Origin of the sequence: Ectorhizobium quercum (assembly GCF_026552795.1) — a bacterium.
Lineage (GTDB): Bacteria > Pseudomonadota > Alphaproteobacteria > Rhizobiales > Rhizobiaceae > Ectorhizobium > Ectorhizobium quercum.
The window spans coordinates 457,813-479,643 of the sequence record NZ_JANFPI010000004.1 but is presented as its reverse complement, the minus strand read 5'-3'; the positions used below and the strand labels follow the sequence as shown (position 1 = coordinate 479,643).

General features: G+C 67.9%; 19 protein-coding genes. 13 read left to right on the top strand and 6 right to left on the bottom strand.

The features are described 5' to 3' along the window. Positions 1–73: 73 nt before the first annotated feature. Genes denD through NOF55_RS14535 form a run of 4 tightly spaced genes read left to right on the top strand, consistent with a single transcriptional unit; the run spans position 74 to position 5,264 of the window. Positions 74–1,057, top strand: coding sequence for a D-erythronate dehydrogenase (gene denD, locus NOF55_RS14550; RefSeq protein ID WP_306412110.1), 984 nt, complete (start codon positions 74–76; stop codon positions 1,055–1,057). Then, positions 1,054–1,950: an NAD(P)-dependent oxidoreductase gene (locus NOF55_RS14545; protein ID WP_306412109.1), complete on the top strand. Its 897-nt coding sequence runs from the start codon at positions 1,054–1,056 to the stop codon at positions 1,948–1,950. The genes denD and NOF55_RS14545 overlap by 4 nt, the downstream gene beginning before the upstream one ends. Beyond that, the gene (locus NOF55_RS14540) at positions 1,947–3,731 is read left to right on the top strand and encodes an IlvD/Edd family dehydratase (RefSeq protein WP_306412108.1); all 1,785 of its coding nucleotides are present in this window, start codon (positions 1,947–1,949) and stop codon (positions 3,729–3,731) included. Before NOF55_RS14545 ends, NOF55_RS14540 begins: the two co-directional genes overlap by 4 nt. Before the next feature lie 21 nt (positions 3,732–3,752). Next, positions 3,753–5,264 carry an aldehyde dehydrogenase (NADP(+)) gene (locus NOF55_RS14535; RefSeq protein WP_306412107.1) on the top strand — a complete coding sequence of 504 codons (1,512 nt, stop codon included), beginning with the start codon at positions 3,753–3,755 and terminating at the stop codon, positions 5,262–5,264. A gap of 556 nt (positions 5,265–5,820) precedes the next feature. Here the strand turns inward: NOF55_RS14535 and hpaI are convergent. Beyond that, entirely contained in the window at positions 5,821–6,627 is an 807-nt protein-coding gene (hpaI, locus tag NOF55_RS14530; RefSeq protein WP_306412106.1) for a 4-hydroxy-2-oxoheptanedioate aldolase, read from the bottom strand. A gap of 99 nt (positions 6,628–6,726) precedes the next feature. After that, positions 6,727–7,845 carry a mandelate racemase/muconate lactonizing enzyme family protein gene (locus NOF55_RS14525; RefSeq protein WP_306412105.1) on the bottom strand — a complete coding sequence of 373 codons (1,119 nt, stop codon included), beginning with the start codon at positions 7,843–7,845 and terminating at the stop codon, positions 6,727–6,729. A 163-nt stretch (positions 7,846–8,008) separates the two neighbouring features. Between NOF55_RS14525 and NOF55_RS14520 the strand changes: the two genes are divergently transcribed. Beyond that, positions 8,009–8,680, top strand: a complete 672-nt coding sequence (locus NOF55_RS14520; protein WP_306412104.1) for a GntR family transcriptional regulator — start codon at positions 8,009–8,011, stop codon at positions 8,678–8,680. Here the strand turns inward: NOF55_RS14520 and NOF55_RS14515 are convergent. After that, the gene (locus NOF55_RS14515) at positions 8,677–9,675 is read right to left on the bottom strand and encodes a GntR family transcriptional regulator (RefSeq protein WP_306412103.1); all 999 of its coding nucleotides are present in this window, start codon (positions 9,673–9,675) and stop codon (positions 8,677–8,679) included. The two genes, NOF55_RS14520 and NOF55_RS14515, sit on opposite strands and share 4 nt — an antisense overlap. 175 nt (positions 9,676–9,850) lie before the next feature. Here NOF55_RS14515 and NOF55_RS14510 point away from each other — a divergent pair, with 175 nt between their 5' ends. From NOF55_RS14510 to NOF55_RS14475, 8 genes are all read left to right on the top strand, one after another. Then, complete coding sequence (locus NOF55_RS14510; RefSeq protein ID WP_306412102.1) at positions 9,851–10,918, top strand: Ldh family oxidoreductase; 1,068 nt, start codon at positions 9,851–9,853, stop codon at positions 10,916–10,918. 222 nt (positions 10,919–11,140) lie between these two features. Then, entirely contained in the window at positions 11,141–11,854 is a 714-nt protein-coding gene (locus NOF55_RS14505; protein ID WP_306412101.1) for a FadR/GntR family transcriptional regulator, read from the top strand. Positions 11,855–11,920: 66 nt separating this feature from the next. Next, a complete protein-coding gene (locus NOF55_RS14500; RefSeq protein WP_306412100.1) occupies positions 11,921–12,895 on the top strand; it encodes a sialic acid TRAP transporter substrate-binding protein SiaP in 975 nt (324 codons plus the stop codon). A gap of 80 nt (positions 12,896–12,975) precedes the next feature. Beyond that, on the top strand, positions 12,976–13,551 hold the full coding sequence (locus tag NOF55_RS14495) for a TRAP transporter small permease (RefSeq protein WP_306412099.1): 576 nt from the start codon (positions 12,976–12,978) through the stop codon (positions 13,549–13,551). Between the two features lie 2 nt (positions 13,552–13,553). Continuing rightward, positions 13,554–14,960 carry a TRAP transporter large permease gene (locus NOF55_RS14490; RefSeq protein ID WP_306412098.1) on the top strand — a complete coding sequence of 469 codons (1,407 nt, stop codon included), beginning with the start codon at positions 13,554–13,556 and terminating at the stop codon, positions 14,958–14,960. A 72-nt stretch (positions 14,961–15,032) separates the two neighbouring features. Beyond that, complete coding sequence (locus tag NOF55_RS14485; protein ID WP_306412097.1) at positions 15,033–16,094, top strand: L-idonate 5-dehydrogenase; 1,062 nt, start codon at positions 15,033–15,035, stop codon at positions 16,092–16,094. Positions 16,095–16,113: 19 nt separating this feature from the next. Beyond that, on the top strand, positions 16,114–17,310 hold the full coding sequence (gene uxuA / locus NOF55_RS14480) for a mannonate dehydratase (protein ID WP_306412096.1): 1,197 nt from the start codon (positions 16,114–16,116) through the stop codon (positions 17,308–17,310). Positions 17,311–17,314: 4 nt separating this feature from the next. Next, entirely contained in the window at positions 17,315–18,709 is a 1,395-nt protein-coding gene (locus NOF55_RS14475; RefSeq protein WP_306412095.1) for a mannitol dehydrogenase family protein, read from the top strand. A 135-nt stretch (positions 18,710–18,844) separates the two neighbouring features. Here NOF55_RS14475 and lldD read toward each other — a convergent pair whose 3' ends face one another. From lldD to NOF55_RS14460, 3 genes are all read right to left on the bottom strand, one after another. Next, on the bottom strand, positions 18,845–19,999 hold the full coding sequence (gene lldD / locus NOF55_RS14470; RefSeq protein WP_306412094.1) for an FMN-dependent L-lactate dehydrogenase LldD: 1,155 nt from the start codon (positions 19,997–19,999) through the stop codon (positions 18,845–18,847). Then, positions 19,996–20,772 carry an FCD domain-containing protein gene (locus NOF55_RS14465; protein ID WP_306412093.1) on the bottom strand — a complete coding sequence of 259 codons (777 nt, stop codon included), beginning with the start codon at positions 20,770–20,772 and terminating at the stop codon, positions 19,996–19,998. Before NOF55_RS14465 ends, lldD begins: the two co-directional genes overlap by 4 nt. A gap of 83 nt (positions 20,773–20,855) precedes the next feature. Further along, positions 20,856–21,752 (bottom strand): GntR family transcriptional regulator, encoded by an 897-nt coding sequence (locus NOF55_RS14460; protein ID WP_306412092.1) that lies wholly within the window; start codon positions 21,750–21,752, stop codon positions 20,856–20,858. Positions 21,753–21,831: the final 79 nt, after the last annotated feature.

Sequence of the window (21,831 nt, the reverse complement as noted above, 5' to 3'; positions counted from 1 at the left end):
ACCTTACAAATACTTTTTTTCGCGCAGCGGCATGGCTTCCCGCTGCGCGTGAAAGGACGGAGGAGGAAAACGCATGCATATCCTGATTATCGGCGCCGCCGGCATGGTCGGCCGCAAGCTGGCCGGGCGTCTGGCGCGCGACGGCGCGCTCGGCGAAGCGCCGGTCGAGGCCCTGACGCTGGTCGATGTCGTGCCGCCCGAGACCCCGGACGGCTTCGCCGGCAGAACAGTGCTCGAAACCGGCGATCTTTCCGCGCCCGGCACGGCACAAAAGCTGATCGAGGGCCGCCCGGACGTGATCTTCCATCTGGCCGCCATCGTCTCCGGCGAGGCCGAGCTTGATTTCGACAAGGGCTACCGCATCAATCTCGACGGCACCCGCGCCCTCTTCGACGCGGTGCGCGCCGCCCATGAGGCGGACGGCTACTTTCCGCGCATCGTCTTCACCTCGTCGATCGCCGTCGTCGGCGCGCCGCTGCCCTTCCCCATTCCCGACGAGTTCCACACCACGCCGCTGACCAGCTACGGCACCCAGAAGGCGATCTGCGAGCTGCTGCTGTCGGACTATACCCGCCGGGGCTTCTTCGACGGCATCGGCATCCGCCTGCCGACGATCTGCATCCGCCCCGGCAGGCCCAACGCCGCGGCGTCCGGCTTCTTCTCCAATATCCTGCGCGAGCCGCTGGTCGGGCAGGAGGCCGTCCTGCCTGTGTCCGAAGACGTGCGCCACTGGCACACCTCGCCGCGCTCCGCCGTCGGCTTCCTCGTCCATGCCGCGACAATGGATCTTTCGCAGGTCGGCCCGCGCCGCAACCTGTCCATGCCCGGCCTTTCCGCCACCGTCGGCGAGCAGATCGAGGCGCTGCGCCGCGTGGCCGGCGACGGGGCGGTGAAGCTCATCCGCCGCGAGCCGGACGAGATGATCGCCCGCATGTGCGCCGGCTGGGCGCCGGGCTTCGAGGCGAAACGCGCCCGCGAACTGGGCTTTGTTGCCGAAACCTCGTTCGACGAGATCATCCGCGCCCATATCGACGACGAGCTGGGAGGCAGGCTGTGACCGCAAACCGGAAAATCGCCTTTCTCGGCACGGGGCTGATGGGCGCGCCGATGGCGCGGCGGCTGCTGGGCGCAGGTTTCGACGTCACGGTCTGGAACCGCGATCCGAAGAAGGCCGAGGCCCTTGCCGGCGACGGCGCGACGGTTGCCGCCACCGCCGCCGGCGCGGTGAAGGACGCTTCCGTCGTCTTCACCATGCTGTCCGACGGTCCAGCCGTCGGCGCGGTGCTGTTCGACAGCGGCGTCGCGGAGGCGCTCGCGCCCGGCGCCGTCGTCGTCGACACCTCGTCCATCGCCCCGCCGGTCGCCCGCGAGCACGCCGCAAAGCTCAAGGCCCGCGGCATCGCCCATGTCGATTGCCCGGTTTCCGGCGGCACGGTCGGCGCCGAGGCCGGCACGCTGGCGCTGATGGCAGGCGGCGAGGCGGACGTCATCGAAGGCCTCGCCGACGTCTTCGCCCCGCTCGGCCGCGTCACCCGTGTCGGCCCGTCCGGCGCCGGGCAGGTCTGCAAGCTCGCCAACCAGCAGATCGTCGCCGTGACCATCGGCGCGGTGGCCGAGGCCATGATGCTGGTCGAGGCCGGCGGCGCGGATCGCGGCCGGTTCCGCGAGGCGATCCGCGGCGGCTTCGCGGAAAGCCGCATCCTGGAGCTGCACGGCCAGCGGATGGTGGACCGCGCCTTCCAGCCCGGCGGCCCCTCGCGGCTGCAACTCAAGGACCTCGACGCCGTGGCGGCGATGGCCGAAAGCCTGTCGCTGCGCCTGCCGCTGACCGAGGAGGTGCGCGGCGAATTCCGCGCCTTCGTGGCGGACGGCCACGCCGAGACCGACCATTCCGGCCTGCTGCTGCACCTCGAAAAGATCAACGGCCGCCGGAAGGAGGAGGACCGATGAGCGACGACAGCGCAAAGGGCCGCCGCCTGCGCTCGCAGGACTGGTTCGACAATCCCGACCATCTCGACATGACGGCGCTCTATCTGGAACGCTTCATGAATTACGGCACGACACCCGAGGAGCTGCGCGCCGGCAAGCCGATCATCGGCATCGCCCAGTCGGGCAGCGACATCAACCCCTGCAACCGCCACCACCTCGAACTGGCCAAACGCATCCGCGACGGCATCCGCGATGCCGGCGGCATTCCCATCGAGTTTCCCTCGCATCCGCTGTTCGAAAACTGCAAGCGCCCGACGGCAGCGCTCGACCGCAACCTCGCCTATCTGGGCCTCGTCGAAATCCTCTACGGCTACCCGCTCGACGGCGTGGTGCTGACGACCGGCTGCGACAAGACCACGCCCTCGGCGCTGATGGCGGCCTCGACCGTCGATATCCCGGCCATCGTCTTTTCCGGCGGGCCGATGCTCGACGGCTGGCACGAAGGGGAACTCGTCGGCTCCGGCACGGTCATCTGGCGGTCGCGCCGCAAATACGCCGCCGGCGAGATCAGCCACGAGGAGTTTCTCGAAGCGGCCCTCAGCTCGGCCCCCTCGGTCGGCCATTGCAACACGATGGGCACGGCCTCGACCATGAACGCGATGGCCGAGGCGCTCGGCATGTCGCTCACCGGCTGCGCCGCCATTCCCGCCGCCTACCGGGAGCGCGGCCAGATGGCCTACCGCACCGGCCGCCGCGCCGTGGAACTGGTGCTCGAAGACATCCGCCCCTCGAACATCCTGACGCGCGAGGCCTTCCTCAATGCCATAAGGGTCAATTCCGCCATCGGCGGCTCGACCAACGCCCAGCCGCACCTGATGGCGATGGCGAAGCATGCCGGCGTGGATCTGAGGCCGGAGGACTGGCAGGACGTGGGCTACGACATTCCGCTCATCGCCAACGTGCAGCCCGCCGGGGCCTGGCTCGGCGAGCGCTTCCACCGCGCCGGCGGCGTGCCGGCCATCATGTGGGAGCTGCTGGCCGCCGGCAGGCTCGACGGCACCTGTCCGACCGTGACGGGGAAGAGCATGGCCGAAAACCTGAAGGGCCGCGAGGCGACCGACCGCGAGGTCATCAAACCGTTCGACGAGCCGCTGAAGGAACGGGCCGGTTTCCTCGTGCTGAAGGGCAACCTGTTCGATTTCGCCATCATGAAGATGAGCGTGGTTTCGGCGGATTTCCGCAGGCGCTATCTCTCCGAGCCGGGCCGCGAGGGCATTTTCGAAGGCCGGGCCATCGTCTTCGACGGTTCGGAGGACTATCATCGCCGCATCAACGATCCGGCGCTCGACATCGACGAGAGGTGCATCCTCGTCATTCGCGGCGCCGGGCCGCTCGGCTGGCCGGGCTCGGCGGAGGTGGTCAACATGCAGCCGCCGGATCACCTGCTGAAGCGCGGCATCATGAGCCTGCCGACCATCGGCGACGGCCGCCAGTCCGGCACCGCCGACAGTCCTTCGATCCTCAATGCCTCGCCGGAAAGTGCGGCGGGCGGCGGGTTGGCCTGGGTGCGCACGGGCGACACGATCCGCATCGACTTCAACGAGGGACGATGTGATATGCTGGTGGATGACGGCGAAATCGCCCGCCGCAAGGCGGACGGCATTCCCAAGACGCCCGCCGACGCCACGCCCTGGCAGATGATCTATCGCCAGACCGTGACGCAGCTTTCCGACGGGGCGACGATCCGCGGCGCGGAACAGTTCCGCCAGCTTTCGAAGACGCCGCCGCGCCACAACCATTGACGACAAACGGGAGGAAAAACGATGAGTTTCAAGCCACACGGCAAGCATCTGGTCGCCGGCGAATGGGTCGCGACCGACGCCACGTTCCGCAGCGAACCGGCCCACGGCGAGGCGTACGACTTCTTCACCGGCACGGTGGAGCTGGTGAACAGGGCGGCGGAGGCCGCCGAGGAAGCCTTCTGGTCCTACGGCTATTCCACCCGCGAGCAGCGCGCCGCCTTCCTCGAGGCCATCGCCGACGAGATCGAGGCGCGCGGCGAGGCGATCACCGAAATCGGCACGTCCGAGACCGGCCTGCCCGCCGGCCGGCTGGAGGGCGAGCGGGGCCGCACCACCGGCCAGCTTCGCCTCTTCGCCTCCCATATCCGCAAGGGCGATTATCTCGACAGGCGCCATGACGAGGCCCTGCCCAACCGCAAGCCGCTGGCCCGGCCGGATATCCGGCTGATCGAGCGCCCGGTCGGGCCCGTCGCCGTCTTCGGCGCCTCGAACTTCCCGCTGGCCTTTTCCACGGCCGGCGGCGACACGGCCGCGGCGCTGGCCGCCGGCTGCCCGGTGGTCGTCAAGGGCCATTCCGCCCATCCCGGCACCGGCGAGATCGTCGCCAGGGCCATCCATGCGGCCATCGTCACGCTCGGCCTGCATCCCGGCGTCTTCTCGCTCATCCAAGGCGGCCGCCGCGATGTCGGCACCGGCCTCGTCACCCATCCGCTCATCAAGGCGGTCGGCTTCACCGGCTCGCTGGCCGGCGGCCGCGCCCTGTTCGACCTGTGCGCAAAGCGCCCGGAACCGATCCCCTTCTTCGGCGAACTCGGCTCGGTCAACCCGATGTTCATCCTGCCGGAAGCTGCCGGCGCACGCGGCGAGGCAATCGCCAAAGGCTGGGCCGGCTCGCTGACGATGGGCGCCGGCCAGTTCTGCACCAATCCCGGCATCGCCGTCATTCTTGAGGCGCAGGCCGACGCCTTCGCCGAAACGGCCCGCGCCGCGCTCTCCGAAACCGGACCGCAGGTCATGCTGACCGACGGCATAGCCAGCGCCTATCGCGACGGCCGCGACCGCATCGCGGCGGGCTCGGGCGTGCGCGAGGTGATGACCTCCACCTGCGATCTGCGCAACGCGACCCCCTATCTCTTCCGGGTGTCGGCCAAGGACTGGATTTCCAACCACGCGCTTTCGGAGGAGGTATTCGGTCCGCTTGGCCTGATCGTCACCGTCGAAGACGCCGGCGAGATGATCGAGGTGGCGAAGAGCTTCGAGGGCCAGCTCACCGCCACCCTCCACCTCGACGAGGCCGACACCGAGCTTGGCCGCCGGCTGATGCCGGTTCTGGAGCGCAAGGCGGGCCGCGTTCTCGCCAACGGGTATCCAACCGGCGTCGAGGTCTGCGACGCGATGGTCCACGGCGGGCCCTATCCGGCCTCCACCAATTTCGGGGCCACCTCGGTCGGAACCCTCTCCATCCGCCGGTTCCTCCGGCCCGTGTCCTACCAGAACATGCCGCAGGATCTCCTGCCCGAAGACCTGCGCTGAACGGCCGGCGGCATCATCCTCGACCCATGCCGCCGCGCCTCAAGGCCGCCTCCGACGAGGCGGCCTTGATCGTTTCCGGAGGGCGCTCTCTCCGGTCGCCATCGTCGATGGGATACGCTGCACCCGCGATATGGATGGTCGGGTCAGGCCCGACCATGACGAGGAAAGCGCGTGCGAGAGAGGCAGCGGAGACCGCACTTCAGTAAATCTTGTCGGCCCTCCGCTCGCCCCGGACCATTCCGGAGGAAACCCTCTCCAGCGGTCATCCCCGGTCCCGGCCCGAGGATCCACCCTGAACCCGCGGCGTGGATGCCGCATCAGGCCCGGCCATGACAGCGGAAAGGGAGCATGAGAGGGAAAAAGGCGGAAGACCGAGCCTCGGTGAACCTTGTCGCCCACCAGCATGACACGGAACCATTCCGGGGGAAATCCTCTCCAGCCGTCATCCTCGGGCCCGGCCCGAGGATCCATGCGGCACCCCTCGCATGGATGGTCGGGTCACGCCCGGCCATGACGCGGGAAAGGGCGTGCGAGGGAGGCTGCAAGAGACCGCGTCTCAGTAGACCTTGTCGCCGACCGGGCCGACGACCGCTTCCGCCGCGTGGAAATCGGCGAGCTGTCTTTCGGTCGCCGCCGCCAGCAGCAGGACGTCGATGCCGATGGCGATGAAGGTCGCGCCGAGCTGCTGGTAGCGTTTGGCGAGCGACACGTCGCCGGTGAGGATGCCGGCCGCCTTGCCGTGGGCGCGGATGCGGGTGAAGGCCTGCGCGATCGCGTCCTGCACCGCCTGGTTGCCGGAGCGTCCGAGATAGCCCATGTCGGCGGCGAGGTCCGCCGGGCCGATGAAGATGCCGTCGATGCCGTCGAGCGCGGCGATGTCGTCGATGGCGGCCAGCCCGGCGCGGCTCTCTATCTGCACCAGAAGGCAGATCTCGTCATTGGCCGTTTCCAGATAGTCGGGAATGCGGCTGTAGGCCGAGGCGCGGGCGAGCGCCGCGCCGACGCCGCGCACGCCGTGCGGCGGATAGCGCGTCGCCCTGACCAGCGCCTCGGCCTGTTCCCTCGTCTCGACCATCGGGATCAGCAGCGTCTGGGCGCCGATATCCAGCAATTGCTTGATGATCCAGGTCTCGCCGACCGGCGGGCGCACCACCGCATGGCTCGGCGAACCCTGCGCGGCATGGACCTGCGCCGAAAGGGCCGGCAGGTCGTTGGGGGCATGCTCGCCGTCGAGCAGCAGCCAGTCGTAGCCGGACCCGGCGCAGATCTCGACGGCATAGCTGCTCGTCAGGCCCTGCCAGAGGCCAAGCTGGACGCGGCCCTCCTTCAGCGCCTGCTTGAACGGATTTTTCGGGGCGGGCATGTCTCTCTCCTTCCGCAACTGTCGGACAACCTGATCGTGACTGTAGAGCATTTCCGCGCGCCGGTTCCAGCCGGAAACGCCCACCCCGGCCACATCGGTTCAGCCGAGGCTCTGCCCGTAGCGGGCAAGACTGTCGGCCAGCGGCGTGGTGCTCGCGCCCGGCTGTTCGGGACGGTGGAAAATGCCGCCTTCAACCTGGGCCGGCTCATGGAAATGATCCTTGATCCACGGAATATATTCCAGAATGGTGGAGGCCGGGTGCCAGTAGCTCAGGTGGACATGCACCTGGCTCATCTCGCCGGCATGGGGCACCACGGGCAGGCGGTGCGCCAGGGCGAGATCGGCCACCTGGATATATTCGGTGATGCCGCCGAGCCGCGTCACGTCGGGCTGGACATAGGCGACGGCCCCGGCGGCGATGAAGGCGCGGAAGGCGTCGACGCTGTAGAGCTGCTCGCCGAGCGCGACCGGGATCGGCGTGCTGCGGGCCAGCGCCGCATGGCCGGCGATGTCGTCGTACCACATCGGCTCCTCGAACCAGTAGATGTCGAGGCCGGCCGCCCGCGCGCAGAAGCGCTGGCAGGTCGGCAGGTCCCACCTGCCGTTGCCGTCGATGGCGATGCGCACCGCGCTGCCCACCCGCCTGCGCACCGCTTCCAGACGCGCCACGTCGATAGTCGGATCGTCGTGGCCGACCTTGATCTTGATGCGGGTGAAGCCGTCCTCCTCCACCGCCCGGGCGGAACCGGCGACCAGATCGTCGGTCGAAAAGGACAGCCAGCCGATATCGGTGTTGTAGGCTTCCAGCCGGTCGGTGCGCGCGCCGCCGAGGCAGGACCAGAGCGGCACGCCCGCCTTCTTCGCCTTCAGGTCCCACAGCGCCACGTCGATCGCCGCGAGCGCCAGATGGGTGATGCCGGCGCGGCCCACCCATTGCAGCGCCGGATGGCGGGCGAGCTTCGTCCACAACCGCTGGTGGTCGGCGGCATCCTCGCCGGAAAGAAGCGGCGCGTAGCAATCGCGGATGCAGGCCGTGATCAGCCGGTCCGAGGGCAGATGCGCATGCGTGCCGGTGAAGCCGTAGCCCTCCAGCCCGTCAGTGGTGGCGATCTTCGCGCCGACGACGCCCCAGTGGGTGATGCTGTGGGTGGAATCGGCAATCGACTCCGCCGTCAGCGGCAGATGCAGGATGAACGGCTCGACCGATGCGATCTTCATGACGGGTCTCCTCCTCCCGGTTGCGCGGCGCCGGCCCCGCAGCGTTTCCACGGTTCCGGCAGCGCCATGACGGCCATTGGTAGCGCGAAACTTTTCATCTCACAAAATAAAAAATTTTTTATTTTCTCTTGTCATTGCCGGAAGGCTGGTCGATCCTGCCGCCATGACCCTAGTGAAAACGACGCTGGCCGAGCAGGCCTATCGGGAATTGCGCGCACGCATCGTCAACGGGCGGATTGCCGGCGGCACGCGGCTTCTGCCGAACGATCTGGCCGCCGATCTCGGCATCAGCCCGACGCCGGTAAAGGAGGCCTGCCTGCGGCTGGAGGCGGACGGGCTGCTGGTGACGGCGGCCCGGCGCGGCATGGTCGTGCGCCGTTTCACGCAGGAAGACGTGGAGGAGCTTTACGCCGCCCGCATCCTCATCGAGAAGGGTGCGGTCGAGGCGGCCTTCGCCTCGGGGCGAATCGACGCCGGGGTGAAGGCGAACCTTGCCGCCAGCCTCGAAGGCCACAGGGCGTTCGCCGGCGCCGCGTCGCTCGACGACCTGTCGCAGGCGCTATCCCACGACCGCGCCTTCCACGGCGCGCTGGTGCGGGCCGCCGGCATTCCGCTCATTGCGGAAACCCATGCGCGCATCCTCGCCCAGACGCATACGCTGTTCGTCTCCGTGCCCGGCGAATACGACCGCTCGATTGCCGAGCACGCCGCCATTTTCGACGCCGTGAACGCCGGAGACGGCCGGCGGGCCGTCGAGGCCCTCCTCGCCCATCTCGGCCGCAGCCGCGAGAACACATTGCGGCAGGTGCGCCTGATGGCGGGACTGAACAACTAGCCCACCTCCAGCCGTTCCAGATAGGGCAGCTCGTCCGGCCGGATGATTTCGGCCACCGCCTGGATGCGCAGCATGGCGCGCTGGCGGGAAATCTTCAGATGGTCGACCAGCGCCGCGCCGGCGGCCCCGGTGTCGCCCCGTTCCAGGCAGGCGATGATGTCGAGATGTTCCGGCAGGAAGGGCTCGGTGTCGAACAGTTCCGAGGTCCAGCGGTAGAGGAAATGGTGGGCGACGAGCAGCGCCTGCGGCAGGCTGATGGCGCGCATCAGCGAGGCGTTGCCGCAATGGCCGAGCAGCTCGACATGCAGCTCCTGCTCCAGCGCGTCGAGCGTCGAGCCGTCGACCTCGGTCGCCGCCAGCGCCGCCTCGACATGGGCGCGCATCCGCGCAAGAAGCCCCTTCGGCAGGCGGGGCACCGCCTTTTCCAGCGCCAGCGGCTCCAGAACCCAGCGCAGCTCGTAAAGCTCGTCGATATGCTGCGATGTCAGCGCCGGCGCGTGCCAGCGGCCCTTGTCGTCCTTCTGCACGATGCCGCGCTGCTGGAGCCGGGCGACCACGTCCCGCGCCACCGTGCGGCTGACGCCATAATGCTTGGCCAGCAACGCCTCGTTGATCCGCCAGCCCGCCAGCGAGGTGCGCGAGACGATCTCGATCTCGATATCCGGATAGATCAGCTCCCAGCTCGACAGGAAATGAATCTTCGGATCCCCGGACGGCGGAGCACCGGCCGCATCCGTCCCGGGCGACCTCGCCTGCGGGGCGGCGCCATCCACGACGTCATAGCCCCGCGCTTCCGCCTTGCGGACATGGCCGAGGCGCGCCAGTTCCGCCAGCGCCTGCCGGGCCGGCGCGCGGCTGATGCCGAAGCGCCCGGCGACCGCCGTTTCGGTCAGGCGCGTGCCCGGCGCGATGATGCCGCCGGCAATATCGGCGGCCAGCGCGTCACAGGCCCGCCGGTAGAGTTTCGGGGCGATGGGCGACGTATGGCTGCGCATGCTCAGGGCAGGCTCCTTCCCGATCAGCGGTTTTCCACAAAGAATGGCGCAAAGCACGCACCCGGACAACCGAAACCATAGGCGATGCCGCGCGCCGGGGATTGCGCCGCGCATTCAAAATGTCTAGTGTACGCACAATACATTCCAACACACGGCGCCGGGAGGAGGAACCGCGATGTTGCAGTCAAATCCGCAGGCGGGCGTCGGCCTTGCCGCACTGGACCGGTTTTGCCGCGAAACGCTTGCGGCCTGCGGGGCCGACCGTGCCACCGCCGACGCCGCGGCGCGGGCGATGATGCACGGCACCCGCCACGGCGTCGACAGCCACGGCATCCGGCTTCTGCCGCATTACGTCGAGGCGCTGGAGGGCGGCCGGCTCAACAAGGCGCCGAAACCGGTGACGGTCTCCGCCTTCGGCGCGGTCGAGACGCTCGACGCCGACCACGCGCACGGCGCGCTCGCCGCCTATACGGGCATGGAGCGGGCCGTCGCGCTGGCCGAGCGCTTCGGCATCGGCGCCGTGGCCATCCGCAACACCTCGCATTTCGGGCCGGCCGGCGCCTTCTCCATCGAGGCGGCGCGGCGCGGCCATATCGGCTTCACCTTCGCCAATTCCGACAGCTTCGTGCGCCTGCATGACGGCGCGGAGCGTTTCCACGGCACCAATCCGATCTCGGTCGCGGTTCCGACGGCAGGCGCGAATCCGTGGCTGCTCGACATGGCGACCAGCGCCGTGCCGTTCAACCGCGTGCTGCTCTACCGCAGCCTCGGCCAGCCGCTGCCGCAGGCCGTGGCCTCCGACGCCCGGGGGTTCGACACGCAGGACGCCGGGCAAACCGCGATGCTCGCGCCGCTCGGCGGCGAATTCGGCTTCAAGGGCGCGGGCCTCGCCGGTCTGGCGGAAATCCTCAGCGCCGTGCTGACGGGCATGAAACTGTCCTTCGACATCGCGCCGATGCAGGGCCCCGATTTCTCGACGCCGCGCGGCATGGGCGCCTTCGTGCTGGCCATCCGGCCCGAGGCCTTCATCGAACGCGCCGCCTTCGACGAGGGCATGAACCGCTATCTGGAAACGCTGCGCCATTCGCAGGCCCGGGAAGGCTGCCGGGTGATGGCGCCCGGCGACCGGGAGTGGGACGTCGCCGCGCGCCGCGAGGAACAGGGTGTCGCCATCGACCCGGCCACCCTGTCCGCCTTCGAGGCGCTGGCGCAACGATATGGCGTGGCCATGCCCGGCGGCTGAGGCCGGCCCGCATCGGCATGCCGGAACCCGACCGGACCGCACCGTGGCGCCAACGCCGCGGAGGATGGCGTTTTTGTTATTTTTGCTTTATAATTCAATGCTTTATGAAACATATGCCGCATTTTTGCGATTGACTTTGCGGCATGAAGGGCTTTACTGGGAAAAGCGGTCAGACAACCTGACCGGCGCGCACCGGAGGAGCGGTGCGCCGGGAGGATGCAGATGTTCGTGGCCTTGGAGCCGCGCCGCCTTTACCGGCAGGTCGCGGAGCAGATTCGTGCACTCATCGAAACGGGCGAGTTGAAGGCCGGCGCCAAGCTGCCGGCCGAACGCGAGCTTTCCGAACGCTTCGGCGTATCACGCCCGACGATCCGCGAGGCGCTGATCGTGCTGGAGGTCGAGGGCCACCTGCACATCCGCATGGGATCGGGCGTCTATGTCCGCCGCAAGCCGCGCGCGCCCTCCGACGCCGCGCCGGCCGAGGACAGCGACGGGCCGTTCGAGATCCTGCAAGCGCGCTGCCTGATCGAGAGCGGCATCGCGGAGGAAGCCGCAAGGCTCTCCGGGCCGGAGCACATCGCCCGGCTCGATGCCATTCTCGGGCGCATGGAAGCGGTTCTGGGCGACGCGACGACGGCGCTTGCCTGCGACCGCGCCTTCCACACCGCCATTACCGACATCATCGGCAACTCGGCGCTGAACCGCTTCACCGGCCTGATCTACGACAAGCGCATGACCCCCTATTTCGAAAAGCTCGCCAGCTATTTCGAAGGCCCGCACACCTGGCGGCTGGCGCTGGAGGAGCACCGCGTCATCCGCGATGCCATCGCCGCCGGCGACCCCGCCGCCGCGCGCGAGGCGATGCGCCGGCATCTGGTTCTGGCGCAGACGAGGTTCTCTGAAAGCTTCGGGGAGGAGCCGGCAAGAGAAGACTGACCCTTTCGCACCCACCGGCGCGAAGGGACATTCGACGCAGATCTGACATCAACTCGGGAGGAGAGAATGAATATCAGATTGAAAACCCTGCTCGGCGCGACGGCCATCGTCGTGGCGTCCGCGCTGTCCGCCCATGCGCAAACCGTGCTCAAATGGGCGCATGTCTACGAAATGTCGGAACCGTTCCACACGGATTCCGTCTGGGCTGCCGAGGAAATCGCCAAGCGCACCGACGGCCGCTACAAGATCGAGGTCTTCCCGGCCTCGCAGCTCGGCAAGGAAGCCGATATCAACCAGGGCCTCAAGCTCGGCACGGTCGACATCATCATCTCCGGGTCGAGCTTCGCCGCCCGCGACCACAAGCCGATCGGCGTCACCTACTATCCCTACGTCTTCCGCGATCCGAGCCATCTGATCGCCTATACCAAGAGCGACGTCTTCAAGAGGCTGGCCGAGGCCTACGAGGAAAAGACCGGCAACCACATCGTCGCCGTCAGCTACTACGGCACGCGCCACACCACGTCCAACCGGCCCATCGAGAAATGTGCCGACATGCAGGGCCTGAAGATGCGCGTTCCGGACGTTCCGGCCTATCTGGCCATGCCGCGCGCCTGCGGCGCCAACACCACGCCCATCGCCTTCGCCGAAGTCTATCTGGCGCTCCAGAACGGTACGGTCGAGGCGCAGGAAAACCCGCTGACGACCATCGAGGCGAAGAAGTTCTACGAAGTGCAGAAGAACGTCGTCCTGTCCGGCCACATCGTCGACCATCTCAACACGCTGGTCTCCAAGACCCGCTGGGCCAGTCTTTCGGACGAGGACAAGGCGATCTTCACCGAGGTGATGCAGGAAGCCGCCGCCCGCACGACCAAGACCATCGAGGCCCGCGAGATCGAGCTGGTCGACGAGTTCAAGGCCAACGGCATCAACGTGATCGAGATCGACAAGGCCGATTTCGAGAAGAACGTCATCGAGAAGGTCAAGCTCGAGGACTTCGGCTACGAAAAGGCCGACTGGGACGCCATCCGCGCCATCGAGTGACGGATACGGCAAGCCCGGCGCCGCTTGCGGCGCCGGGATCCAAGATCCCTGCACCATCCCGTTCAGCGGAGCCTTCCAAAATGACAGACCAACAGAACGCCCCCATCAGCGTCGAAGAGATGGCGCATGCCTTCGAGGAAGAAATCGGGCCGGTCGACATCTCGCCCTATGCCATCGAGGACTGGATCGCGCTCGCCGTGTTCTGGGGCATGGGCCTTTGCGTGTTCCTGCAATTCTTCACGCGCTACGCCCTCAACAACAGCCTGGCATGGACGGAGGAAATCGCGGCCAACTGCCTCGTGCTCGTCGTCTTCCTCGGCTCGGTCATGTGCGTGCGCATGATGCGCCACATCCAGGTCGACCTCATCTACCGCTTCCTGCCGAAGCGCGCCGTGCGCTTCCTGGAAGTGTCGGTGGACCTCATCTGCATCGCCTTCTTCGCCTACATCTCGTGGCTGATGTGGCGCTATCTGGAAATCGTCGGCGACGAGCGCATGGTCACGGTCGACCTGCCGCGCGGCCTCGTCTTCTACACCGTCTTCGCCGCCTATGTGCTGATGTTCCTGCGTTCCTTCCAGAACTTCGTCAAGGACCTCACCGGCAAGAAAACCGTACGCGAGCAGGCTCAGGAAGCCGGCGGCATACAGGGGATTTGAACATGCTGCTTCTCATCGGCTCCTTTCTTCTTCTCATGATCATCGGCACCCCCGTCGCCGTGTCGATGGCCGTGGCCTCGCTTCTCTATCTCGTCCTCTACGGCGTCGCGCCCGACATCATCGCCGCCCAGCGCATGATCGCCGGCGTCGAAAGCTTTCCGCTGATCGCCGTGCCGTTCTTCATCCTGGCCGGCAATCTCATGAACATCGCCGGCGTCACCGGCCGCATCTACCGCTTCGCGCTGTCGCTGGTCGGCTGGATGAAGGGCGGGCTCGCCCAGGTCAACATCATCGGCTCGGTGGTCTTTTCCGGCATGTCCGGCACGGCGCTCGCCGACGCCGCCGGCATCGGCACCATCGAGATCAAGGCGATGAAGGACCACGGCTATCCGGTCGAGGCGGCCGTGGGCGTCACCGCCGCCTCCGCCACGCTCGGCCCGATCTTCCCGCCGTCGCTGCCCTTCGTCATCTACGGCATGATGGCCAACGCCTCGATCGGCGCGCTGTTCATGGCCGGCATCATTCCGGGCGTCGTCATGACCGTGCTGATGATGCTGACCGTCTACGTCTTCGCCCGCCGCAAGGGCTGGGGCTCCGATACGCCGTTCGAGATGAAGCAGCTCCTCTCCGCCTCGATGGAGGTGGTGATCGTGCTGTCCTTCCCGGCCGCCGTCTACGTGATGCTGCTTCTCGGGCTTTCGCTCAACGTCGCCGTGTTCCTCTGCCTCGCCGCCCTCGTCGCGCTCGACTGGTACTACGACTTCTCCGCCGTGATGGCGCTGATGACGCCGGTTCTCCTGATCGGCGGCATGACGATGGGCTGGTTCACGCCGACGGAAGCCGCCGTCGCCGCCGTCATGTGGTCGCTGTTCCTCGGCCTCGTGCGCTACCGCACCATGACCTTCAAGACGCTGGCCAAGGCGACCTTCGACACCATCGAGACCACGGCGTCGGTGCTGTTCATCGTCACCGCCGCATCGATCTTCGCGTGGCTTCTCACCGTCAGCCAGGCGGCGCAGATGTTCTCCGACTTCATGTTCTCGCTAACGGACAACTGGTGGACCTTCCTGATCATCGTCAACATCCTGCTGCTCATCGTCGGCGCCTTCCTCGACACCATCGCCGCGATCAGCATTCTCGTGCCGATCCTCATGCCCGTCGCCGCGCGCTACGGCATCGATCCGGTCCATCTCGGCCTGATCGTCACGCTGAACCTGATGATCGGCCTGCTGACGCCGCCGGTCGGCATGATCCTGTTCGTGCTGTCGCGGATATCGAAACTGTCGGTGGAGCGGACCACGATCGCCATCCTGCCCTGGCTGGTACCGCTGTTCATCGCCCTGCTGCTGATCACCTTCATCCCGTCGATCTCGCTGTGGCTGCCCACGCAGATGGGGCTGATCCGCTGACGAAACGAAGGCTCGCGCGGCACCGGCGGCGCGGGCCTTTCCCCGAAGACAAGCAGAAAAGGCTTTAAACAGATGCAGACGCGCGTTGCCCGCCTTCATGGCATGCGGGACCTGAGGGTCGAAACGATGGATTATGCGCCGCCCGGCCCGGGCGAGGTGTCGCTGCGCATGGCGGCCGGCGGCATTTGCGGCTCCGACCTTCACTATTACCAGGACGGCGGCTTCGGCCCGGTCCGCGTTCGCCAGCCGATCGTTTCCGGCCACGAGGCCGCGGGCGTCGTCGAGGCTATCGGCACAGGAAGCGGCACAGGGATCGAGGGGCTTGCCGTCGGCCGGCTCGTCGCCGTCAACCCGTCGCAGCCCTGCGGCCGCTGCCATTACTGCGACATCGGCCAGCCGATCCATTGCCTCGAAATGCGCTTCATGGGCTCGGCCATGCGCCTTCCCCACGAAGACGGCATGTTCCGCGACCGGCTCGTCGTCCCCGCCATCCAGTGCCACCCCGTCGGGCCGGACGTAACGCCGGGCGAGGCCGCCATCGCCGAGCCGCTGGCCGTGTGCCTGCATGCCGTGGCGCAGGCGGGCGACCTTGCCGGCGCGCGGGTCCTCGTCACCGGGGCCGGCCCCATCGGCCTGCTGACGGCCGCCGCGGCCCGCCACGCGGGGGCGGCCGAAATCGTCATGACCGACCTGACCGACGCCGCGCTCGCCCGCGCCCCGGCGATGGGCGCGACGACCGCGATCAACGTCGCGACGCAGCCGGACGGCCTTGCGCCCTTTCAGGCGAACAAGGGCGCATTCGACGTGGCATTCGACTGCTCGGCCGCCGCGCCTGCCCTGCGCTCGGCCTTCGCCGCCGTCCGGCCGCGGGGCGTGATCGTGCAGGTCGGCGTCACCGGCGACGTGACGATCCCGCTCAACGCCCTCGTCGGCAAGGAGATCGTCTGGCGCGGCTCGCAGCGTTTCCACGCCGAGTTCCCGCAGGCCGTCGATCTCATTTCCCGGCGCGCCATCGACGTGCGCCCGATCATTTCGCATACATTTCCTCTCGAACGGGCGGTCGAGGCCTTCGAGCAGGCCGGCGACCGCACGGCCGCCTGCAAGGTGCAGCTCACATTCGCCGGCTTCAACTGATCTGCGGAGGACCAGGACAATGAGACACACATGGCGTTGGTTCGGACCGGTCGACAAGGTGACGGTGCGCGATGCGGCGCAGGCCGGGGCGCAGGGCATCGTCAGCGCCCTGCACCACATCCCGACCGGCGAGGTCTGGCCCGTCGCGGAGATCGAGAAGCGGCACGCCGAAATCCGGGAGGGCGGCCTTGTCTGGGACGTGGTGGAAAGCGTGCCGGTGTCCGAGGACATCAAGACCCGCAAGGGCGAATGGAGGGCCCATATCGCCAACTGGCAGGAAACGCTGCGCCGCCTTTCCGCCTCCGGCATCCGCACGGTCTGCTACAATTTCATGCCGGTGCTCGACTGGACCCGCACCGACCTGCGCTGGGAAACCCGCCACGGCGCCCGCGCCATGCGCTTCGACCTGCCCGACTTCGCCGCCTTCGACATCCACATCCTGAAGCGGCCGGAGGCGGCGGCCGACTATCCCGAATGGCTGGCCGACGAGGCGGCGAGACGCTTCGCCGCGATGGCCGACGACAGGATCACGGCGCTCGGCCGCAACATCGGCGCGGGCCTGCCCGGCTCGGCGGACGGCTACTCGCTCGACGAGCTGCTGGAAAAACTGCGGTCCTACCAGGGCATCGACCGCGAAACGCTCCGGCAGAACCTCGTCGATTTTCTCTCGGAGGTCACGCCGGTGGCAGAGGAGGCCGGCATCAACATCTGCGCGCATGGCGACGATCCGCCCTGGCCGCTGCTCGGCCTGCCGCGCATCCTGTCGACCGAGGCGGACTACGCCCACATGCTGGCGCAGGTCGACAGCCGCGCCAGCGGCGTGACGCTCTGCACCGGCTCGCTCGGCGCCCGGCCCGACAACGACCTGCCCTCCATCGCCACGCGCTTCGCCGACCGCATCCATTTCGTCCACCTGCGCAACGTGACGCGCGAGACCGACACCGTGCCCTGCTCCTTCTTCGAGGACGAGCATCTGGAAGGCGGCACCGACATGGTGGCCGTCATCGCCGCCCTGCTGGCGGAGGAGGCCCGCCGCCGCGAGGAAGGCCGCGCCGACCATGCCATTCCCATGCGGCCGGACCACGGGCAGGACATCCTCGACGACCTGGCGCGCGGCGCCCAGCCGGGCTACCCCGCCATCGGCCGCCTCAAGGGTCTTGCCGAACTGCGCGGCATCGAGCGCACGCTTCTTCATCACCGCTACGGACTGGTATGAGCACATGGAACGGCTTTCCGCGAAAATCGCCCTGCCCCCCTTCGTCGCACGCCCCTCCTACGACCGGACGGCGCTGACGCCCGGCATCGTCCATATCGGCCTCGGCGCCTTTCACCGCGCCCATCAGGCCGTCTTCACCCAGCGCGCGCTCGACGCGCAGTTCGGGCCGTGGGGCATCGTTGCCGTCAACCTGCGCTCGGCCGAACCGGTCGAGGCGCTCGCAGCGCAGGACGGCCTTTATTCCGTCACCGTGCGCAGCATCGGCGACGACAGGCCGGAAATCGTCGGCACTACGGTGGGCTGGGTCTGCGCCGCGCAGGACGGCGCGAAGGTTCTCGATCGTCTGGCGAGCCCCGACACCCGGATCGTCACGCTGACCGTCTCGGAAAAGGCCTACGGCCTGCATCCGCAAAGCGGCGGGCTGGATACCGGTCATCCCGCCATCGCCGCCGATCTCGCCGATCCGCATGCGCCGGTCGGCGTCATCGGCTTCCTCGTCGAGGGGCTGGCGCTGCGGCGCGCCAAGGGCATCGCGCCCTACACGGTCCTGTGCTGCGACAACCTTCCCGCCAACGGCCGGATCGTCCGCCGCCTCGTGCTGGACATGGCCGGGCGGCACGACCCGGAACTGGCCCGCTGGATCGCGGAGGAAGGCGCCTTTCCCTGCTCGATGGTCGACCGCATCGTGCCCGCCGCGACGGACGAGACGCGCGAGCGCGCCGAGCGCATCCTTGGCGTGACGGACACGCTGGCGCTCGACACCGAACCCTTCCTGCAATGGGTGATCGAGGACGATTTCGTTCTGGGCCGGCCGCAGTGGGAGGCCGGCGGCGCGATCTTCACCGGCGACGTCGAACCCTACGAGAACATGAAGCTGCGCCTGCTCAACGGAACGCACACGCTGCTCGCCCATCTCGGCATTCTGGCCGCGCTCGACTGCATCCGCGACGTCATGGCCGTGCCGGAATTCGCCGCGCAGGCCCGCACGCACATGAACGCCGCGGCGAAGACGCTCGATCCCGTGCCGGGCGTCGACCTTCCGGCCTATATGGACCAGTTGATGGAGCGCTTCGCCAACCCGACCATCGCGCATCGCTGCGTCCAGATCGCCCTCGACACGACGCAGAAGCTGCCGCAGCGCCTCCTCGCGCCCGCCGTCCGTGCCCTGTCCGATGACGGCGACGCGGCAGCGTTCGCCCATGCCGTCGCCGTCTGGATCGCCGCCGTGCGCAAGCGCGGGGACTGCGACGATCCGCGCCGCGCCGAAATCCTCGCCGCGGCCGCCGATGCCGACCCCGCCGATCCTTCGGCCTCCTTCTTCGCCATTCCCGGCCTTTTCCCGCTGGAACTGGCCGAAGCGCGCGGCTGGCGCGATCTGGTGAACGCCGGGCTGCGATAGAGCAATTCCAGGAAAAGTGTGCAGCGGTTTTCCGTCCGGAATTGCGTGAAAACAACGAGAGAGAGTCGCTCAGCGATCCCGTTAAACGCCGGGCTGCAATAAAGGCGGCCCTTTTCCGCCAGAAGCGGCGGATGGCTACCCGGCCGCCTGTCTCATCTCGCGCACGAGGCTTTCGCGCGAAATCCCGGCCACCGAGCGCGCGCCGGTCAGCGTCATGGCGACGCGCATTTCCTTTGCGAAAAGGTCGAGCAGGTTCTCCACCCCGGCCTGGCCCGCCGTCGCCAGCGCGTAGACGAAGGCGCGGCCGATGAGAACTCCGTCGGCGCCCTGCGCGATCATCCGCACCACGTCGAGCCCCGAGCGGATGCCGGAATCCGCGAGGATCGCCAGCTCGCCCTTCACCGCGTCGGCAATCGCCGGCAAGGCGCGGGCGGACGACAGGACGCCGTCGAGCTGGCGGCCGCCGTGGTTGGAGACGACGATGCCGTCGGCGCCGAAGCGCACGGCGTCCTTCGCGTCCTCGGGATCGAGAATGCCCTTGATGATCATCGGCCCCTTCCAGAAATCGCGGATCCATTCCAGATCGACCCAGCCGATGGAGGGATCGAAATTCGCGCCGAGCCAGCCGATGTAATCGGCCAGCCGGGTCGGCTCGCCGCGATATGCCGAGATGTTGCCGAGATCGTGCGGCTTGCCGAGCAGGCCGACATCGACCGCCCAGCGCGGATGCGTCACCGCCTGAAGGAAGCGGCGCGCCGGCCCGCTCGGCCCCGACATGCCGGAATGGGCGTCGCGATAGCGCGCGCCGGGCACGGGCATGTCCACGGTGAAGACCAGCTTGCGGATGCCCGCCGCCCAGGCGCGCTCCAGCGCGTTGCGCATGAAGCCGCGGTCGCGCAGCACGTAGAGCTGGAACCAGATCGGTTTCGGCACCCGGGCCTGCACCTCCTCGATGGGGCAGACCGAGACGGTGGAAAGCGTCATCGGAATGCCCCGGCTCGCGGCTGCGCGGGCGGCCTGCACCTCGCCCCGGCGGGCGAACATGCCCGTCAGCCCCACCGGCGCCAGCGCCACGGGCATGGAGACGGCCTCGTCGAAGAAGGTCGAGGCGATATCCACCTCGCCGACGCTTTTCAGCACGAGCTGGCGCAACGCCAGTCCGGCGAGATCGTCGACGTTGCGGCGCAGCGTATGCTCGGCATAGGCGCCGCCGTCGATATAGTGGAACAGGAACGGCGGCAGCCGGCGGCGGGCGGCCTCGCGGTAGTCCGTTGCGGACGAAATGATCATGATCCTGCCTCCTCCTGCAAGATGACGTGCCGGGCGGTCGCGGCGCGGCGGTCGCGGGCCGCCGCCTCGTCGATCCGCCCCAGGCAATCCTCCACGAAGGCGAGATGGCCGGCGGCTGCCGCCCTCGCCTTGTCCGGCTCGCGCGCCAGAATGGCCTCGACGATGCGGCGATGCTGCCGCTCCAGTTCCTCCGCCGTCCTCGGCAGGCGGAAAAGCTGCTTCAGGCTTTCGGCGATGCTGACGCGCATCAGCTCGAACAGGCCGGCCATCACCTGCCGCAGAACGGCGTTGTGCGAGGCCCCGGCAATCGCCATGTGGAACGCCGCATCGGCCTGCGCCTGCGCCGCCGGATCGTCCGCTCCCGGCCCGCTCACGGCCTCCAGCGCGGCACGAAGCCTTGCCCTGTCGGCCGCGTCGGCGCGCAGGGCCGCGTAATAGGCGGCATCCGTCTCGAGCGACTTGCGGATTTCCATCACGTCGCGCCAGTAGCCGCTGTCGGTACGGATGAGGGCGCCGAGCGGTTGCAGGGCCCGTTCGAACGGAAAGGCCGCGCCCGGTTCGCAGACATAGGTGCCGCCGCCCCGGCGGCTGACCACGACGCCGCGGCTGACGAGCTGCTGGATCGCCTCGCGCAGCCGCGAGCGCGACACGCCGAGTTCGCCGGCCAGCGCCCGCTCGGCCGGCAGGCGCGCGCCGGGCGCAAGCCCGCGTTCGGCAATCATCGCCTCGATCTCGCCCGCCAGCGACGGCGCGGCCTCATTTGGTCCTACCAATATCGAAACCCCTGCTCCAGACGTCCTCTGTCTTTTCGAATACGGCAATTTTCGCCGGAGTCAAGACGGCATTGGTAGGACCATTATTCGCCAGCGATCTCGATCGAGGCCAGCATGGTGGAGCGGGCGGTTTCCAGATGAAGGCGGCTGGCGGCGCGGGCGCGGGCGATATCGCGGCTGCGCAGCCCGTCGATATAGGCGAGGTGTTCCTGAAGCGCGATGTGGTTGCGCTCCTTCTCGTGCTTCTTGTTCCACTGGTAATGGTAGTGGAAGATCGCCGACATCACGCCGTGGATATTGCCGAGGAAACGGTTCGGCGCGACGCTGTTGACCAGCCGGTGAAAACGGTGGTCGAGTTCGGAGAAATCGCGGTAGCGGTTGGCGAAATCGGCGATCAGCGCATGGTGCTGCTCCTCGATCCCGGTCAGCGCCTCCCAGGCGGGGTGGCCGTCCGGCAGGGCGACGAAGCGGTCGACGGCGCGAAATTCCATCACCTCGCGCATGTCGAACAGTTCCTCGACGAAATCGACGGTCAGGCCCAATGTCCGCCAGCGGCCGTTGCTCTGCCGTTCCAGAAGCCCGAAATGGCTGAACTTGTTCAGGCATTCGCGGATGGCCGAGGTGGAGACGCCGAACTGGCGGGCGAGATCGAGCCCGTTGATGACCTGCCCGGCATGGCAGTCCGGCCCGACCATCCAAGCCATGAACTTGCGCTCCAGCATGTCGGCCATCGGCTCCAGCGCGGCGGCGTCGAGATAATCGCCGCGCAAGGGGCGGCGCAGCAGCCGCTTTTCCCGGCCGTCCACACCGGCGATGCCGCGCGACGCCAGCTCAGCGAGAACAGCGCGTACCGTCGTGCGGCTGACGCCGAGCAGGGCGGAAAAGGCCGGCTCGGACGGCAGGCCGCCGCCCGGCGCGTGCGTTGCGAGCAGATCGAGGCAGCGGTTGTAGGCCCGCCTGTAGACCACGTTGGTCTTCATTCCGCTCCCTGTCTCCCGTCCTTGTCTCCCGGGACCGCCGACGCATGTTTTTTACGGTTGATTTTTTAACATAAAAAAC

Bases quoted from the DNA above. Each gene is read 5' to 3' on its own strand.
- denD (WP_306412110.1), top strand. From the start codon at position 74: ATGCATATCCTGATTATCGGCGCCGCCGGCATGGTCGGCCGCAAGCTG.
- NOF55_RS14540 (WP_306412108.1), top strand. From the start codon at position 1,947: ATGAGCGACGACAGCGCAAAGGGCCGCCGCCTGCGCTCGCAGGACTGG.
- NOF55_RS14535 (WP_306412107.1), top strand. From the start codon at position 3,753: ATGAGTTTCAAGCCACACGGCAAGCATCTGGTCGCCGGCGAATGGGTC.
- hpaI (WP_306412106.1), bottom strand. From the start codon at position 6,627: ATGCCCGCCCCGAAAAATCCGTTCAAGCAGGCGCTGAAGGAGGGCCGC.
- NOF55_RS14525 (WP_306412105.1), bottom strand. From the start codon at position 7,845: ATGAAGATCGCATCGGTCGAGCCGTTCATCCTGCATCTGCCGCTGACG.
- NOF55_RS14520 (WP_306412104.1), top strand. From the start codon at position 8,009: ATGACCCTAGTGAAAACGACGCTGGCCGAGCAGGCCTATCGGGAATTG.
- NOF55_RS14515 (WP_306412103.1), bottom strand. From the start codon at position 9,675: ATGCGCAGCCATACGTCGCCCATCGCCCCGAAACTCTACCGGCGGGCC.
- NOF55_RS14510 (WP_306412102.1), top strand. From the start codon at position 9,851: ATGTTGCAGTCAAATCCGCAGGCGGGCGTCGGCCTTGCCGCACTGGAC.
- NOF55_RS14505 (WP_306412101.1), top strand. From the start codon at position 11,141: ATGTTCGTGGCCTTGGAGCCGCGCCGCCTTTACCGGCAGGTCGCGGAG.
- NOF55_RS14500 (WP_306412100.1), top strand. From the start codon at position 11,921: ATGAATATCAGATTGAAAACCCTGCTCGGCGCGACGGCCATCGTCGTG.
- NOF55_RS14495 (WP_306412099.1), top strand. From the start codon at position 12,976: ATGACAGACCAACAGAACGCCCCCATCAGCGTCGAAGAGATGGCGCAT.
- NOF55_RS14490 (WP_306412098.1), top strand. From the start codon at position 13,554: ATGCTGCTTCTCATCGGCTCCTTTCTTCTTCTCATGATCATCGGCACC.
- NOF55_RS14485 (WP_306412097.1), top strand. From the start codon at position 15,033: ATGCAGACGCGCGTTGCCCGCCTTCATGGCATGCGGGACCTGAGGGTC.
- uxuA (WP_306412096.1), top strand. From the start codon at position 16,114: ATGAGACACACATGGCGTTGGTTCGGACCGGTCGACAAGGTGACGGTG.
- NOF55_RS14475 (WP_306412095.1), top strand. From the start codon at position 17,315: ATGGAACGGCTTTCCGCGAAAATCGCCCTGCCCCCCTTCGTCGCACGC.
- lldD (WP_306412094.1), bottom strand. From the start codon at position 19,999: ATGATCATTTCGTCCGCAACGGACTACCGCGAGGCCGCCCGCCGCCGG.
- NOF55_RS14460 (WP_306412092.1), bottom strand. From the start codon at position 21,752: ATGAAGACCAACGTGGTCTACAGGCGGGCCTACAACCGCTGCCTCGAT.